19 protein-coding genes are annotated in these 14,849 nt (G+C 64.7%); 10 read left to right on the plus strand and 9 right to left on the minus strand.

The window, feature by feature from the left end:
• Positions 1–168: 168 nt before the first annotated feature.
• Positions 169–378, plus strand: a complete 210-nt coding sequence (locus Q2M23_RS08990; protein WP_016847629.1) for a hypothetical protein — start codon at positions 169–171, stop codon at positions 376–378.
• 125 nt (positions 379–503) lie between these two features.
• On the opposite strand, the gene Q2M23_RS08995 is transcribed toward Q2M23_RS08990, so the two are convergent.
• Positions 504–1,070, minus strand: coding sequence for a hypothetical protein (locus tag Q2M23_RS08995; protein WP_316395357.1), 567 nt, complete (start codon positions 1,068–1,070; stop codon positions 504–506).
• Positions 1,071–1,228: 158 nt separating this feature from the next.
• Between Q2M23_RS08995 and Q2M23_RS09000 the strand changes: the two genes are divergently transcribed.
• On the plus strand, positions 1,229–1,522 hold the full coding sequence (locus tag Q2M23_RS09000) for a DUF1330 domain-containing protein (protein ID WP_225163585.1): 294 nt from the start codon (positions 1,229–1,231) through the stop codon (positions 1,520–1,522).
• A 75-nt stretch (positions 1,523–1,597) separates the two neighbouring features.
• On the opposite strand, the gene Q2M23_RS09005 is transcribed toward Q2M23_RS09000, so the two are convergent.
• From Q2M23_RS09005 to Q2M23_RS09015, 3 genes are all read right to left on the minus strand, one after another.
• Positions 1,598–1,933 (minus strand): hypothetical protein, encoded by a 336-nt coding sequence (locus Q2M23_RS09005; protein WP_063790190.1) that lies wholly within the window; start codon positions 1,931–1,933, stop codon positions 1,598–1,600.
• 127 nt (positions 1,934–2,060) lie between these two features.
• Positions 2,061–2,294 (minus strand): hypothetical protein, encoded by a 234-nt coding sequence (locus Q2M23_RS09010; RefSeq protein WP_057020951.1) that lies wholly within the window; start codon positions 2,292–2,294, stop codon positions 2,061–2,063.
• A 553-nt stretch (positions 2,295–2,847) separates the two neighbouring features.
• Positions 2,848–3,174 carry a hypothetical protein gene (locus tag Q2M23_RS09015; protein WP_057020952.1) on the minus strand — a complete coding sequence of 109 codons (327 nt, stop codon included), beginning with the start codon at positions 3,172–3,174 and terminating at the stop codon, positions 2,848–2,850.
• A 115-nt stretch (positions 3,175–3,289) separates the two neighbouring features.
• Between Q2M23_RS09015 and Q2M23_RS09020 the strand changes: the two genes are divergently transcribed.
• The 3 genes from Q2M23_RS09020 (at position 3,290) to Q2M23_RS09030 (ending at position 5,260) form a co-directional block, all read left to right on the plus strand.
• Positions 3,290–3,688, plus strand: coding sequence for a metallopeptidase family protein (locus tag Q2M23_RS09020; RefSeq protein WP_016847635.1), 399 nt, complete (start codon positions 3,290–3,292; stop codon positions 3,686–3,688).
• 87 nt (positions 3,689–3,775) lie between these two features.
• On the plus strand, positions 3,776–4,378 hold the full coding sequence (leuD, locus tag Q2M23_RS09025) for a 3-isopropylmalate dehydratase small subunit (RefSeq protein WP_028336269.1): 603 nt from the start codon (positions 3,776–3,778) through the stop codon (positions 4,376–4,378).
• A 93-nt stretch (positions 4,379–4,471) separates the two neighbouring features.
• On the plus strand, positions 4,472–5,260 hold the full coding sequence (locus Q2M23_RS09030) for a hypothetical protein (RefSeq protein ID WP_316395358.1): 789 nt from the start codon (positions 4,472–4,474) through the stop codon (positions 5,258–5,260).
• A 169-nt stretch (positions 5,261–5,429) separates the two neighbouring features.
• Here the strand turns inward: Q2M23_RS09030 and Q2M23_RS09035 are convergent, their stop codons facing one another.
• Positions 5,430–6,308, minus strand: coding sequence for an HpcH/HpaI aldolase/citrate lyase family protein (locus Q2M23_RS09035; protein ID WP_229192521.1), 879 nt, complete (start codon positions 6,306–6,308; stop codon positions 5,430–5,432).
• A gap of 143 nt (positions 6,309–6,451) precedes the next feature.
• Between Q2M23_RS09035 and Q2M23_RS09040 the strand changes: the two genes are divergently transcribed.
• Entirely contained in the window at positions 6,452–7,108 is a 657-nt protein-coding gene (locus tag Q2M23_RS09040) for a carbonic anhydrase (protein WP_168858194.1), read from the plus strand.
• A gap of 1 nt (position 7,109) precedes the next feature.
• Here the strand turns inward: Q2M23_RS09040 and Q2M23_RS09045 are convergent, their stop codons facing one another.
• Entirely contained in the window at positions 7,110–7,670 is a 561-nt protein-coding gene (locus tag Q2M23_RS09045; protein WP_316395359.1) for a TIGR00645 family protein, read from the minus strand.
• Between the two features lie 37 nt (positions 7,671–7,707).
• Positions 7,708–8,742 (minus strand): aspartate-semialdehyde dehydrogenase, encoded by a 1,035-nt coding sequence (locus tag Q2M23_RS09050; RefSeq protein WP_316395360.1) that lies wholly within the window; start codon positions 8,740–8,742, stop codon positions 7,708–7,710.
• Positions 8,743–8,858: 116 nt separating this feature from the next.
• Between Q2M23_RS09050 and Q2M23_RS09055 the strand changes: the two genes are divergently transcribed.
• Both Q2M23_RS09055 and Q2M23_RS09060 read left to right on the plus strand, forming a co-directional pair.
• The gene (locus tag Q2M23_RS09055; RefSeq protein WP_316395361.1) at positions 8,859–9,653 is read left to right on the plus strand and encodes a hypothetical protein; all 795 of its coding nucleotides are present in this window, start codon (positions 8,859–8,861) and stop codon (positions 9,651–9,653) included.
• Between the two features lie 176 nt (positions 9,654–9,829).
• Positions 9,830–10,234: a hypothetical protein gene (locus Q2M23_RS09060; protein WP_057020960.1), complete on the plus strand. Its 405-nt coding sequence runs from the start codon at positions 9,830–9,832 to the stop codon at positions 10,232–10,234.
• A gap of 176 nt (positions 10,235–10,410) precedes the next feature.
• Here Q2M23_RS09060 and leuB read toward each other — a convergent pair whose 3' ends face one another.
• Positions 10,411–11,523, minus strand: a complete 1,113-nt coding sequence (gene leuB / locus Q2M23_RS09065) for a 3-isopropylmalate dehydrogenase (RefSeq protein WP_092086966.1) — start codon at positions 11,521–11,523, stop codon at positions 10,411–10,413.
• A 262-nt stretch (positions 11,524–11,785) separates the two neighbouring features.
• Here leuB and Q2M23_RS09070 point away from each other — a divergent pair, with 262 nt between their 5' ends.
• Both Q2M23_RS09070 and Q2M23_RS09075 read left to right on the plus strand, forming a co-directional pair.
• Positions 11,786–12,649 carry an EamA family transporter gene (locus Q2M23_RS09070; protein ID WP_316395362.1) on the plus strand — a complete coding sequence of 288 codons (864 nt, stop codon included), beginning with the start codon at positions 11,786–11,788 and terminating at the stop codon, positions 12,647–12,649.
• Between the two features lie 89 nt (positions 12,650–12,738).
• Entirely contained in the window at positions 12,739–13,947 is a 1,209-nt protein-coding gene (locus Q2M23_RS09075; protein WP_316395363.1) for a YbfB/YjiJ family MFS transporter, read from the plus strand.
• Between the two features lie 113 nt (positions 13,948–14,060).
• Here Q2M23_RS09075 and Q2M23_RS09080 read toward each other — a convergent pair whose 3' ends face one another.
• A complete protein-coding gene (locus Q2M23_RS09080; RefSeq protein WP_057020964.1) occupies positions 14,061–14,846 on the minus strand; it encodes a molybdopterin-binding protein in 786 nt (261 codons plus the stop codon).
• Between the last annotated feature and the right edge of the window lie 3 nt (positions 14,847–14,849).

Here is a 14,849-nt window from a genome sequence, read left to right on the forward strand (position 1 = left end):
ACGCGCCAGATTCTTTTTTGACGCGTTTTCTTCACGCGAACCGGGGCCACTTCGCTCGAAAACGCTATTGCTTCGTCTCAAGCTCGAGCCGTTTCGGAAACGGCTCGTTAACGGGGCGCACGCAAACTGCCTCCTTGCGAAAACAAGCCTTCGCAAGGAGCGCGTGCCGTGGCCGATAAACCCGAATTCGTCGACATGATCAGCGACGCGACGCGCCAGAAGCGCCGTCGTGCCGTGGCGCGCATCATCGATCCGCTTCCCGAGGTGAAGGAAACCTCGCGCCTCAGCCACTGGCCGCCGGAGCGCTGGACGCAATGGCGGATGGAAAACCTGACGCCGTGGAAGATAAAGTCCTGGAAGCTGAAGAACTGGGACTAACGCCCCTTTCCTGACGCGTTTTCTTCACGCGAAGCGGCGCCCACTTCGTTCGAACACGCTCCAGCGCGCGAAGAGAGGGACCCAACAAGACGGGCGCCGTGAGGCGCCCGCTGTCATTTCAAACTTTACCAATAGACGCGATACGGCCGCCAGTAGTGGCGGTGGTGCCACCACGGCCGGCAGATCCGGCGCGGTCCGTAATAGGTCCAGACCACCCGGCAACGGCGGTGATGGTAGTAGGCCGGGTAATAGTAGGACGATCCGTAGAAGAAGCGCCGGTGATGGAAGTGCCGGCGGTAATAGGGCCGATAGCCGTAGCGGTAACCGCCGCCGTAGAAGCGGTGGTAGCCACCATAATGGCGATGGAAGCCGCCATAGCGATAGCCGCCATGGAACGCCGGCGCGGCGCGGAAGCCGCCACCACGGAAGCCGCGGCCGTGAAATCCGCCGCCGTGGAATCCACCACCGCGGAAGCCGCCACCATGAAAACCTCCGCCGCCGTGGCCGCCACCGCCGTGCCGGACCTGGGTCGTCATGGCATCGGCCGCAGACCTTGCCGCGAGCGCGGCGGCCGGGCTCGCCAGCGACAGCGCTTCGGCGCGCTGCTGCGAAGCAACCGACAATGCGAAGACAGCGGCCGCCGCAACGCCGAGACGGCGCACCAATCCGCGCCGCAAATAGCTCTCCCTCATCTCTGAACCTCCCTGACAACGGCAACGAGCACCAAGCTGCATGGCAGCCGGTTTCATTGCGTTCATTGCAGTCGCTCCCGGCATGACGCTAGAAATCGCTGAGTGAATGCGCCATGAACGCGCAAAACGCTGCGGCGAAACGTCCGGGAGAAACGTCAGTGACTGTCTATGTGATCGTGCAACTCAAGATGACCGATCGCGCCGCCTATGATCGGTATCAGGCGCGCTTCTTCGACGTATTCAGGAAGTTCAACGGACGCCTGCTGTCGGCCGACGAACAGCCCGCGGTGATCGAGGGCAGCTGGGATCGCGACAAGCTGGTGCTGATGTCATTCCCTGACGAAGCCGCATTCCGTGCCTGGTCGGAGTCGCCCGAATATGTCGAGATCTCCAGGGATCGCAAGGCGGGTGCGCAGGGCATTGTGCTGCTGGCGAAGGGCTTCGCGCCCTGAGACGGACGGAGCAGCTCCGATCGGAGCTGCTCTCTTGTTGCACGGCTGATGTCGCGCACGGCGCGACTGCGTGCATCACCAGAACGGGCCGAACCCGAAGCCGAAGGTGAATGGCGCCGGCGCAGCATAGGGGTACGGCCGATAGTAATAGGGCCGCCCGTAATAATAGGAGCCGTACGGCCGATAATAGGAATAGGGCCGGTAGTACGGCCGGTAATAAGGACGGTAGCCGTAGTGATAGTGGCGACGATGGTAATGATGATAGCGCTGCGCGCTGATATCCGTTGCCTTGCCTACTTGCCGCTGCGGTGCCGCGGCCTGCGGCTGGGCTGATGCCGCGGCGGTTGCCGATGCCGGCGCCGTCAACGCGAATGTACAAGCGACAGCCGCGACACCGATCCATCTCATCATGATCAACTCCTGCAGATTGCGATGGATATCATCTCGCGTGGGCGAATCTGCCGGTTTGATGGCTGAGAACGACAACAGGCCCGCTGCTCACGGGCCTGTGTCTCAACTGCGCTAATACGCCGCGCGATCAACGGCGCCAGTGGCGACGATGCCCCCAGCCGCGGTGATGTCCGCGATGCCAGCCACGATGCCACCCGCGCCCACCCCAGCGTACCTGCGTGGTCGCCTGGTTCGCGTTGTCCTGAACCGTGGCGGCTGTGCCCGGCGTGGCGAGCGACATCGCGCTTGCACGCTCGGCCGGCGCCGCCAACACCAACACGGCACCGACAGCCGCGAGCCCCAGAACCTTCATCGCCTTCATGAATTGTCTCCTTGATCCTTTGATGTCACGTCTTGCAGCGACGACTTGAACTTCTGCTTGACGCGTTTTCCTCACGCGAACCGGTGTCCGTCCCGCATCACGCGCGGGACAGGCTCCGCTGGAAAACGCTTCAGCTTTCGAATCGACGCCGTTGCCGCGACGCAGATCGCTAGCAGAATGCGGACGACGTGAATGGGAAGTGAATGACTGCGCCACGAACATGAATGCTGCCGGCGCGCTTCAGGTTCCGGCACTGCGCGCGATTTTTCGCGTTGGTGTGCAAACGACATAGACGATGGTCGTATCTCGCGTTCTGTCCGTTGCAGGATTGCCATGACACAAACGCGCACGCAGGTGGCTGCTTCGAACAGCCCTCGCGGCGCTCAGCTGTTCCATCATGCTCGGCGATGTCGCGCTCGCCGCCAAGGACCGGGCGACGACATCGGCACCGCAAGCCATCGCACGCGGATGCTGATGGCGGCGGCGGTTTATGGGCGACAGGTTTGATCGCGGCTGTTGCGATGATCGGCGCAACGCGCCGACATACGCGTAACTAGCCCGGCCGCCAGAAGCAGTTCATGCGCGGCGTGATCACGGTACCGCTCGGCCGGTGCTCCTGCACATAGGTCGCGGTGCAGTCGCGCACGGCGTTCGGACCGGGGTTGTAGCGCGGGATGACATCGGGTTCCCAATGATCGGGCCGGGACCGGTAGATCGGCACGCGCTTCAGCCGGCGGCGCTCGACGACGCGCGTGCGCGCGACCGGTGCCGCCTCGCCGACGCGCGCCTCAGCCGCCGCGCTCTGTGCCTGCGCCTTTGTCGCCGGGAGCGAGAGCCCGACTGCTACAGCCAACAGCGCTGTCGCCACGATCCGTTTCATTACGCCCACCCAAGCTCGATTCTTGAGCCCCGTTCGTGGGCGGCACGGTCTCCCATTGCGCCGCCAAGGTCAACTGCGCTGGCGCCGCCGATAGCACTCGCGCTAAAGGAGTGTCATGTGGACCACAGAAAAAGCCCCCTCGCTGGCCGAGATGGAGGCCATGGCGCACGAGGTTTTCGAGCGCCTGCCCAAGACGTTCCGGGCCCTCTGCGAGGGCCTGATCATCCGCGTCGACGACTTTCCGACCGACGAGGTGCTCGACGAGATGCAGGCCGAGAGCGAGTTCGACCTGCTCGGCCTGTTTCAGGGCATCGGCCTGCCGCAGCAGAGCCATAGCGACGTGGCCCGGCTGCCCAACCTGGTCTGGCTGTACCGCCGGCCGATCCTGGATTACTGGGCGGAGCACGACGAGACCCTCGGCCACATCGTTCGCCACGTGCTGATCCATGAGATCGGGCACCATTTCGGCCTCTCCGACGCCGATATGGAGGCGATTGAGGCCGATGCGGGCTAGCCCTGCAGAAATGGCCCTTTTACCGCTGTCACATTCGCGATAAACATCCGGCCGATATCCGCTATTTTTTGCCCGGGAAGAGCACCGATGGACAAGTTCACCACGCTGGAAGGCGTCGCGGCGCCGCTGAAGATCATCAATGTCGACACCGACATGATCATTCCGAAGCAATACCTCAAGACCATCAAGCGCACCGGCCTTGGCAAGGGGCTTTTCTCCGAGCAGCGCTACAAGGATGACGGCAGCGAGAACCCGGATTTCGTCCTCAACCAGCCCGCCTATCGCAACGCGAAGGTGCTGGTCGCCGGCGACAATTTCGGCTGCGGCTCGAGCCGCGAGCACGCGCCCTGGGCACTGCTCGACTTCGGCATCCGCTGCGTGATCTCGACCTCGTTTGGCGACATCTTCTACAACAACTGCTTCAAGAACGGCATCCTGCCGATCCGCGTGTCGCAGGAGGACCTCGACAAGCTATTCGACGACGCCGAGCGCGGCGCCAACGCGACGCTGACCATCGACCTCCCCAACCAGGAGATCCGCGGTCCCGACGGCGGCAAGGTCAAGTTCGAGATCGACCCGTTCCGCAAGCACTGCCTGATCAACGGCCTCGACGACATCGGCCTGACGATGGAAAAGAAATCGTCGATCGACAGCTACGAGACGAAGCTTAGGGAACGCGCCTGGGCTTGAGGCTCAGCGCATCATCGTGCCCCGGTGCCGTCAAGCGCCGGGGCTTTTCTTTGCCGAATTCGCTCGCCGCAAACCCGCTGATAGCTGACGCGCATGCTGCATGATATCGTCACCTTCTGGCACGGCTCGATGGACGCGCTGCGCCAGACCTGCCTGCGCTCGCAGGCGGCGGCGGGGCACAAGGTCACCGTCTACAGTTTCGATCCGATTCCCGGCCTGCCCGACGGTATCGGCAATGCCGAAGCCGAAGCCGTGCTGCCGCATTCGTTCGCGGAGAAGCTGCGCCCGGCGGAGCCCGACGGCTCGTGGCGCGACTGGACCATGCTGCAGTTCAGCGACTTCTTCCGCATGCGGCTGATGGCGCGGCGCGCCGGTCTCTGGCTCGACGCTGACGTGCTGCTGCTGAAGGGCGTCGAGCTCGATCCGGCCAAGCCCTATTTTGCCTGGGAGCGGCCGCGGCAGCTCGGCAACTCCGTGCTGTATCTGCCGACCGACGATCCAATCGTGCGCGCGTTCGAGGCGCTGATGCAGCAGGACGAGCTGATCCCGGACTGGCTGGCGCTGCGCCATCGCCTGACCTTCGCGATGCGCCGGCTGCGCGGCAAGTCCAATCGCCTCGCCGACATCCGTGTCGCGATCTACGGCCCGGCGGCGCTCACCGCGCTGGCGCGCCGCGCAGGCGAATTGCAGCACGCGCTGCCGAAGCGATCATTCTACGCCGTGCATGCCGAGCCGAAGCTGTTCTTCGAGCCGTCGGATTTTTCGCGCTACCTGAACGATCCCGGGATCATCGGCCTGCACATCTCGCCGAAAGGGCGCGGCAAGGAGGCGCCGATCCCGGGCAGCCTCTACGCGTGGGCGGCGGAGAGATTTGGAGCGTAACGCAAACACCGCTGCACCCTCTCCCCTTGTGGGAGAGGGCGGCTTCGCGAAGCGAAGCCGGGTGAGGGGTTCTCTCCCACGGGAGAATCCCAGAAGCGGAGACAACCCCTCATCCGGCGCTTCGCGCCACCTTCTCCCACAGGGGGGAGAAGGAAGACGCTTCGCTGGGCTAATGCCCCATCGCGGCGATCGCATCGGCGATCGCGATCGTGCGCCTGGCCATCTCGGCGTGCAGGCGCTCGACCATGCGGCCGTCGAGCTGGATCGCGCCGCGCGAGGCGTTCTCCGGCTTCTCGAAAGCGGCAATGATCTTGCGCGCCTCGGCGACCTCGGCCTCGGGCGGCGTGAAGATCGCGTTGCAGGCATCGATGTGGCTCGGATGGATCAGCGTCTTGCCGTCGAAGCCGAGATCGCGGCCCTGCGCGCATTCCTCCGCGAAGCCGTCGACATTGCTGATGTCGCTGTAGGGCCCGTCGAGGATCTCGAGCCCGTGCGCGCGGGTCGCCAGGATGCAATGCGTGATCATCGGAATCATCGCCGCGCGGCCCGGCTTCATCCGGATCCGGGTTTCGCGGGCAATGTCGTTCGGCCCGAACACGAAGCCGGCGAGCCGGGTTTCGGAATCCTTCGATGCCGCGGCCAGCTTGTCGGCGTCGAGCACCGCGCGCGCGGTTTCGATCATCGCCCAGACCCGGATCGAGGCAGGCGCATTGATGTCGCTGAGGCGATCGGCGACGGCGTTGAGATCGTCGACGGTCGAGATCTTGGGAACCAGGATCCCGTCCGGCTGCGACTTGCCGGCCATGCCGATGTCGTCGACCCACCAGGGAGTGTCGAGCGCGTTGATGCGGATCAGCACCTCGCGCTTGCCAAAGCCCTTGGCCGCGACCGCCGTGGCGATCTGCTCCCGGGCTGTGGCCTTGGCGTCGGGGGCAACGGAATCCTCCAGGTCGAGGATAATGCCGTCCGCCGGCAGCGTCCGGGCCTTTTCCAGCGCCCGTGCATTCGATCCCGGCATGAACAACAAGCTGCGGCGCGGACGGGTCATCGACATTCTCCTGGAGGCTCGGGCTCCGCCGGTGGCCATTGTTTAGGCATCGGGCGGGAACCATTCTTCAACGCTGCCGTATCATCTCAGGCCACACGCCGAAAGTCTTGTTCCCGTTACCCGCATGTGGTTAGCCAGAGGCCATGAAATTCTTTCCGAAGCAGTTGATCGACGGCTACCGGACGTTCGCGACCCAGCGGCTGCCGACCGAGCAGTCGCGCTACCAGGATCTCTCGGAGCGCGGCCAGTTTCCCGAGACCATGGTGATCGGCTGTTGCGACTCCCGCGTCTCGCCGGAGGTGATCTTCGACGCCGGACCCGGCGAGTTGTTCGTGGTCCGCAACATCGCCAATCTGGTTCCGGTCTATCAGCCCGACAGCAACGCCCACGGCGTCTCGGCCGCGCTGGAATATGCCGTGACCGTTTTGAAGGTGAAGAACATCGTGGTGCTGGGCCACGCGCAGTGCGGCGGCATCCGCGCCTTCGTCGACAAGATCAAGCCGCTCACGCCCGGCGACTTCATCGGCAAATGGATGCAGATGTTCATCAAGCCCGGCGAAATCGTCGAGCAGCGCGAGCATGAGACCATGCAGGACTTCGTCGTCCGCATCGAGAAGGCCGCGGTGTTCCGCTCGCTGGAGAACCTGATGACGTTCCCATTCGTGCGCGAACGCGTCGAGAGCGGCGAGATGCAGCTGCACGGTGCCTATTTCGGCGTCGCCGAGGGCTCGCTGTTCGTGCTCGACCGGGTCGCGAAGGAATTCATCAGCGTCCGCGACGAGCTGAAATCAGACCAGTAATCTACTCGTTGCCGTGATGGCCGCTGCCCCAGCGGTCGGAGATCGCGAGCATGAAGGACGACACCACGAATACCAGGTGCACGCCGACCAGCCAGGCGAGCTTGCTGGGGTCGAACGCGGTATCGAGGTTCATGAACGCCTTCAGCACCTGAATCGCCGAGATCGCGACGATCGACGCCAGCAGTTTTTGCTTCAGGCCACCGAAATCGACCTTGGTCATCCAGTCCGGCCAATCCGGATGCCCTTCCGGATCGATCTTCGAGACGAAGTTCTCGTAGCCTGAGAACACCACGATCAGGATCAGATTGCCGGTCAGCGAGATGTCGATCAGCGCCAGCACGCCGAGAATGAAGTCGGATTCCTTGGCATCCGGCACATGCAGGATGAAGTGCCACAGCTCCATGCAGAACTTGAACAGCAATGCTGCGAGGCTGATGACGAGACCGAAATAGAACGGCGCCATCAGCCAACGGCTGTTGAACAGCAGGTTCTCGAAACGACGTTCAACCCGCTTCAGCGTCGGATTGGGCCGATAGGTCCCCGGTTGTTCCGCTTCCGCCATGCCACGCGCTTCCTGACGCCGCTAACCGCGCTCGGTGCTATGCAGCCTGCTGCTTGGCGGTGATCAGCTTGCGGTTGATCAGGACTTCGGCGATCTGCACGGCATTGAGCGCCGCGCCCTTGCGCAGGTTGTCCGACACGCACCAGAACGACAGGCCGTTCTCCACCGTCGCGTCCTCGCGGATGCGGCTGATATAGGTCGCGTCCTCCCCGGCAGCCTCATAGGGCGTGACGTAGCCGCCCGGCTCGTGCTTGTCGATCACGAGGCAGCCCGGCGCGCGGCGCAGGATGTCGCGCGCCTCGTCCGCCGTGATCGGATTGGCGAACTCGACATTGACGGCTTCGGAGTGACCGACGAAGACCGGCACGCGTACGCAGGTGGCGGCGAGCTTGATCTTCGGATCGAGGATCTTCTTGGTCTCCGCCATCATCTTCCACTCTTCCTTGGTGTAGCCGTCTTCCATGAAGACGTCGATCTGAGGAATGACGTTGAAGGCGATGCGCTTCGGAAACTTCTTATTGACCAGCTCGTCGTTGGTGTAGACGGCCTTGGTCTGCGAGAACAATTCGTCCATCGCGTCCTTGCCGGCGCCCGACACCGATTGATAGGTCGAGACCACGACGCGCGTGATCGTCGCCTTGTCGTGCAGCGGCTTCAGCGCGACGACGAGCTGCGCGGTCGAGCAGTTAGGGTTGGCGATGATGTTCTTCTTGGTGAAGCCGGCGGTCGCATCCGCGTTCACTTCGGGCACGATCAGCGGCACATCCGGGTCCATGCGCCAGGCCGAGGAGTTGTCGATCACGACCGCGCCGGCGGCGCCGATCTTGGGCGACCATTCCTTGGAGACCGAGCCGCCGGCCGACATCAGGCAGATGTCGATGTCGGAGAAGTCATAGTGCTCGAGCGCCTTCACCTTCAGCGTGCGGTCGCCATAGGAGACCTCGATGCCGACGCTGCGGCGCGAGGCCAGCACGACGACCTCGTCGGCGGGGAATTTGCGCTCGTCGAGAATGTTGAGCATTTCGCGCCCGACATTGCCGGTCGCTCCGACCACCGCGACTTTGTAACCCATCGTTCACTCTCCGACGAAAAATGCCCGTTCCCCCGCAAGCTGCGGAAAGGGAAGAGGCAGCGCTTCTATGCGAGAAACCCCGTCAAGACAACGTTGCGTAGTTTTTGAGCGTTTTGATGCGTTTATTTCGGGCCGATCCGGCCGCGCCCCATCATACGAGAATTCCGTCAACACTGACGAGCTTCGTCGACGAGGTGTACGCCACGCTCTCCCGGCTGTTCGCCTATGTCGCCGTGCTCGCGCTGTTCGTCGTCCTCGGCAACTATCTATGGAAGCAACTGCCCGACGCAACGGCGATGGCGGCCCCTGCCGCCGCAGGCTGGAGCCCGGCCGGCCGCACGGCGCCGGCCTTTGCCGTAAGCCGGCTCGATCTGCGAGATAAAACAGAGACTTACGAGATCTTCCGGCACCCCGAGGGCGGCCGCAAGGACGCCTTCCGTTGGGCCGATGCCAACGGTGCAACAGTCGCCGAGCTGGAGATCTATCGCCCCGGCGGCGAGGCCATGGGGCCTGCGGTCACCGAGATTGCCGGGCGACTCCACCCGGGCGGCGTCCGCGAGTTCGAGGCTGCCGGCATCGTCGACAGCAAGTTCGGCAGCGTCACCTTGCTGCGCCCGGCGCGGCAGGACGGCGACCGCGCCTGCCTCGGCTTCCTCAAGCAGGCCGACGCGCCTGACCTCCGGATCTCCGGCTGGACCTGCCAGGGCGCCAGCCTGCCGGCCCGGCGCGCCGCGATCATCTGCATGCTGAACCGCCTGACCCTGCTGGCCGCGGGCAACGATCCGCGGCTCGCCGCCCTGTTCGCGCATGCCGAGCTCAAGCGCACCGACTGCGTTACCTCCGGCGCGCCGGCCCTGTCGGCCGACTGGGTCATGGGCAGCGAGAACCCGCGCCTGCGCGGCGCCCTTTGATGGCGAGACCGTGGCAAAGCACTGGTTTTCATGAAACTTTTGCGCTTGGACACTCATTATCTCGGCCGGTGTGGCGCAATTGACCTAGTGACGGCCTCCCCACCATGGCTACAATGTGTTCCGAGTGATTTTGGCGGACGCGCCAGCCCCGACGGGGCCGTAATGACGAGGATGCGATGACCCTAGAATTCCCTGCCGCGAACAAGCTCGTGGTGTTGCTTGCCGCGGCTGCCGTCACCGCAACCGCGTTCGGCATGACCGCAGCCAGCGCGCAGAGCCCGAGCACGCGCAAGCAGCAGGAGCAGTATGACCGCGATGGCCGCCGCTACTACGGCGCGCAGGGTCCGAACCGGGTCTATCAGCAGGGTCCGCGCACCCGCGTTTACGTCACCACGCGCTCGTGGCTCGACGCCGGCACCGAAGTGCTGCCGGGCGACCGCAAGTTCAACGACTACGCCTATCCGCCGGAGATCGGTTATCCCTCGTTCGCGCGTGAGAACAACAACCGCCCGATCGATCGCCAGCCGCTCAGCCCGCCGGCCGATCTCGGCGGCTATCCGCGGAATTTCCCGCTGTACTGAGAATTTCGGCGAGCAGCCGATACGAAAATGCCCGGCTCCGGCCGGGCATTTTCATTTTTGGTGCTGTCATTCCGGGGCATCGCGCAGCGATGAACCCGGAATCTCGAGATTCTCAGGTGCGCAAGCGCACACCATAGTTCGATGCTACGCATCGCCCCGGAATGACGGCAGAGCCGTCACGCGTGCAGCTTCTGCAATTCCTTCAGGATCGCCTCGCCCATCTGGCTCGTGCTGGCCGGCGTGGTGCCTTCCGACTTGATGTCGGCGGTGCGCAGGCCGCTGGCGAGCACGGCCGCGATCGCGGCATCGACCTTGTCGGCGAGCTCGCCCATGTCGAAGGAATAGCGCAGCGCCATGCCGAACGACGAGATCATCGCGATCGGGTTGGCGAGGCCTCGGCCAGCGATATCGGGCGCCGAGCCGTGCACCGGCTCGAACAGCGAGCGCCGCTTCTTCGTCTTCGAGTCGACTTCGCCGAGCGAGGCCGATGGCAGCATGCCGAGCGAGCCGGTCAGCATCGCCGCGATGTCGGACAGCATGTCGCCGAACAGATTGTCGGTCACGATGACGTCGAACTGCTTCGGCGCCTTGACGAGGTTCATGCCGCCGGAATCGGCGAGCTGGTGCTCGAGCGTGACGTCCTTGTATTCGCGCGCGTGGACCTGGGTCATGACCTCGTTCCAGAGCACGCCCGACTTCATGACGTTGCGCTTCTCCATCGACGTCACCTTGTTGCGGCGCTTGCGCGCCAGGTCGAAGGCGACGCGGCCGATGCGCTCGATCTCGTAGGTGTCGTAGACTTGGGTGTCGACCGCGCGCTTCTGGCCGTTGCCGAGATCGGTGATGGTCTTCGGTTCGCCGAAATAGACGCCGCCGGTGAGCTCGCGGACGATCATGATATCGAGACCCTCAACCACGTCGCGCTTCAGGCTCGAGGCCTCGGCGAGCGCCGGGTAGCACACCGCCGGGCGCAGATTGGCGAACAGGCCGAGATCCTTGCGCAGCCGCAGCAGGCCGGCCTCGGGACGGACCTCATAGGGCACGCTGTCCCACTTCGGGCCGCCGACCGCGCCGAAGATCACGGCGTCCGCCGCCGTCGCCTTGGCCATGTCGCCCTCGGAGATCGACACCTTGTGGGCGTCATAGGCGGAGCCGCCGACCAGGCCCTGCTCGGTCTCGAACTTCGCGATGCCCTGCGCATTCAGCCAGTCGATCAGGCGCTGCACCTCGGCCATCACTTCGGGGCCGATGCCGTCGCCGGGGAGAAGCAGCAGTTTATGGGTCGCCATGGTGTTACCTCGAGCTAATCGTTGTTGTCGTTGCCGGGCAAGAGCGCGAAGCGCGTCCTCGCACAGATGACCCGGCAATCCATCCCGCTTCGAAAGGCCTCTGAAGATGGATGGATGCCCGGGTCGAGCCCGGGCATGACGAGCGGGGGAAATCCGGCCGGAGTGCTAAAGCGCCGGAGCCGGATTGGCAAGGCACCTCGGATCGGCCCAGAATGGTCCCAACGGGCAACCCGCGCCTCTAGAAGCCAACAAGACGGACCTCATGACCGCAGCCATCGTCTACGCCTTCGCCTCGGCGATTTTCCTCGGCGCCGGGGTGGTGCTGGCGCAGCTTGGCCTGCGCACCGTCGAGCCGCTGTCGGGCGCCGCGATCAGCGTGCCCACTTTCACCCTGCTATTCCTGGTGCTGTCGCCGCTGATCCTGCATGGCGAGCCGGTGGTCTGGCGTGCGCTGCCGATCTTCATGGCGATCGGGCTGTTCTTCCCGGCCTCGCTGACGCTCCTGACCTTTGCGTCAAACCGGGCGCTGGGACCGGTCATCACCTCGACGCTGGGCAATCTGGCGCCGCTGTTTGCGGTGACCGCCGCCGTGGTGCTGCTGCACGAGCCCTTGCTGCCGCAGCAGCTCATCGGCCTCGTCGTCGCGGTCGCGGGCGCCGCCATCATCACCGTGACGAGGCCGCGCGACCTCGGCCATTGGCGCAGCTGGGCGCTGCTGCTGCCGCTCGCGAGCGCGCTGGTGCGCGGCATCGTGCCGCCGATCGCCAAGCTCGGCCTTGCGATCTGGCCGAGCCCGCTATGGGCCTGCCTGGTCGGCTACGTCATGTCCTCGCTGGTGGTGCTGACCGTGCAACGGGTCCGCAAGGGCAGCTTCATGGTGCAGGCGCCGCGCGAGGGCCGGTTCTGGTTCGCGCTGACCGGGATCAGCAACGGGCTCAGCGCGCTCAGCCTGTTCGCCGCGGTCCGCAACGGCCCGATCACGCTGGTGGCGCCGCTCGCCGCTATCTACCCGCTGGTCACCGTGGTGATGAGCGCGATGATGCTCAAGCATGTCGAGATCACGGCGCGGATCGTCGGCGGAACCCTGCTGACCGTGATCGGCGTCGCGCTGGTCCTGATCGCCTGATTGCCTGATACGCAAGACAGTGTTGCGGGCATCGGCGCTGGGCAGCGCCGCCGCGGCCTGTCACAATGGCCGCATTGCCGGAGTGAATTGTGAGAGCCCCCGCCCCGTCCTACCCGCATCCCGCGCGGCTGATCCTTATTCTGTCGCTCGCACCGACGGTCGGTCTCGGCATCGGCCGGTTTGCCTATTCGCTGGTGCTGCCCGACATGCGCGAGCAGCTGGCCTGGTCCTATTCGGCCGCCGGCTTCATGAACACGATCAATGCCGCCGGCTATCTGGTCGGTGCGCTGCTCGCCTCGCGGCTGATTGAGCGCTTCGGACTTGCCGCATCGGTGCGCTGGTCGACGCTGGCCTGCGCGCTGTCGCTGGCGCTTTGCGCCCTCTCGGGCAATTTCGCGGTGCTGAGCTTTGCCCGCCTGCTGGTCGGCTTCGCCGCCGCGATCGGCTTTGTCGGCGGCGGCGCGCTTGCGGCGACCATCGCGCAATCGCGACCCGAACGCGCGAACTTCCTGCTCAGCCTGTTCTATGCCGGGCCGGGCGTCGGCATCCTCGCATCGGGCTTGATCGCGCCCTTCGTGCTGCAGGGCTTCGGCGCCGGCTCGTGGTGGATCGTGTGGTGGGCGATGACGCTGCTTTCCGCGATCATGACCGTGCCGCTGATGCTGGCGCCGCTCCACGCCAACACCGCCGCCGGCGGCATCGTGCGGACCCAATTCGCTGTCATGCCGGTCCTGATCTACCTCGCCGCCTACTTCCTGTTCGGCGCCGGTTACATCGCTTACATGACCTTCATGATCGCCTATGTCCGGGACGGCGGCGGCGGCGCGGCTGCACAGAGCGCGTTCTGGAGCCTGATCGGCGTCAGCGCATTCGTGACGCCCTGGGTCTGGGGGCGGGTGCTGGCGCTCGACCGCGGCGGGCTCGCCACCACCATCATCCTCGGCGTCAACGCCCTCGGCGCCAGCCTGCCGATCTTCGGGCATTCGCCGCTGCTGCTGGCGATCTCGGCGCTGGTGTTCGGCGTCGCCTTCTTCGCCGTGGTCGGCTCGACCACCGCCTTCGTGCGCTTCAACTACCCGCCGCAATCCTGGCCGACCGCGATCGCGGCGATGACCATCGCCTTCGGCATCGGCCAGACGCTCGGACCGATCGTGGTCGGCGCCATCACCGACGCTGTCGGCAGCCTGTCATTTGCGTTGAACGTGTCGGCCGCGATGCTCGCGCTCGGCGCGCTGCTGTCGGCGTTTCAGAGGAAGATCCCCTCCCAGCGTCGTCCCGGCGAAGGCCGGGACCCATAACCACAAGCGGTTGCGATGGAGGGAGCGTCTCCCAGCCTGCCTATTCCCTCGGCCGCGGAGTATGGGTCCCTGCTCCCGTGCGCAATTGCGCATTAGGCCGGGACGACAGCGAGTTAGCTTCCGCTGAACGAATTGTAGCCCTGGTCTTCCCAGTAGCCGCCCTTGTAGTCGTTGGTGACTTCCATCGAGAGCACGTATTTCGGGTTCTTGAAGCCGAGCTTGGTCGGGACCCGGATCTTCATCGGAAAGCCGTAGGCGCGCGGCAGGATCTCGTCGCCGAATTTGAACGTCATCTGGGTCTGCGGGTGCAGCGCCGAGCGCATGTCGAGCGGCGAGTTGTAGCCGTCCTTGTCGGCGCACTGGAACCAGACATATTTGGCACGGGTGTCGGCGCCGACCAGCTTGAGGAAATCGCGCAAGGGTGTACCGGTCCAGCTGCCGATCGCGCTCCAGCCTTCGACGCAGATATGCCGCGTCACCTGCTTGACCTGCGGCAGCTTGTACAATTCGTCGAGCGTCCACGACTTCTTGTTCTCGACCAGCCCGCGCACCTCGAGCTTCCAGTCCGCTGCCGCAATCTCAGGCGCGTCGTCGAGATCGTAATAGGCGTTGAACGGGAACGGCTTGGTGATCATGCTCTCGGGGAAGGTCGGCGCCAGCGCATCCGGATTGAACATCCAGGCCTGCACCGCATCGTTGAACTTCGAGACCTGCTTCAGCATTTCCTCGGCTGACGACGAATCGACCACATCGCAGCCGGTGAGCAGCGTCAGCGCGCCGAGGCTGGTGCCCGCCGTGATGAAGCGGCGGCGCGTCAGCTCCGGCATCGTCTTCACCGCATCGCGCACGAGCAGCTTCTTGTCGACACCGGGGATCAGGAGCTTGCGGAGACGACCCATGAC

Origin of the sequence: Bradyrhizobium sp. 33ap4 (assembly GCF_032654765.1) — a bacterium.
GTDB lineage: Bacteria > Pseudomonadota > Alphaproteobacteria > Rhizobiales > Xanthobacteraceae > Bradyrhizobium > Bradyrhizobium australafricanum.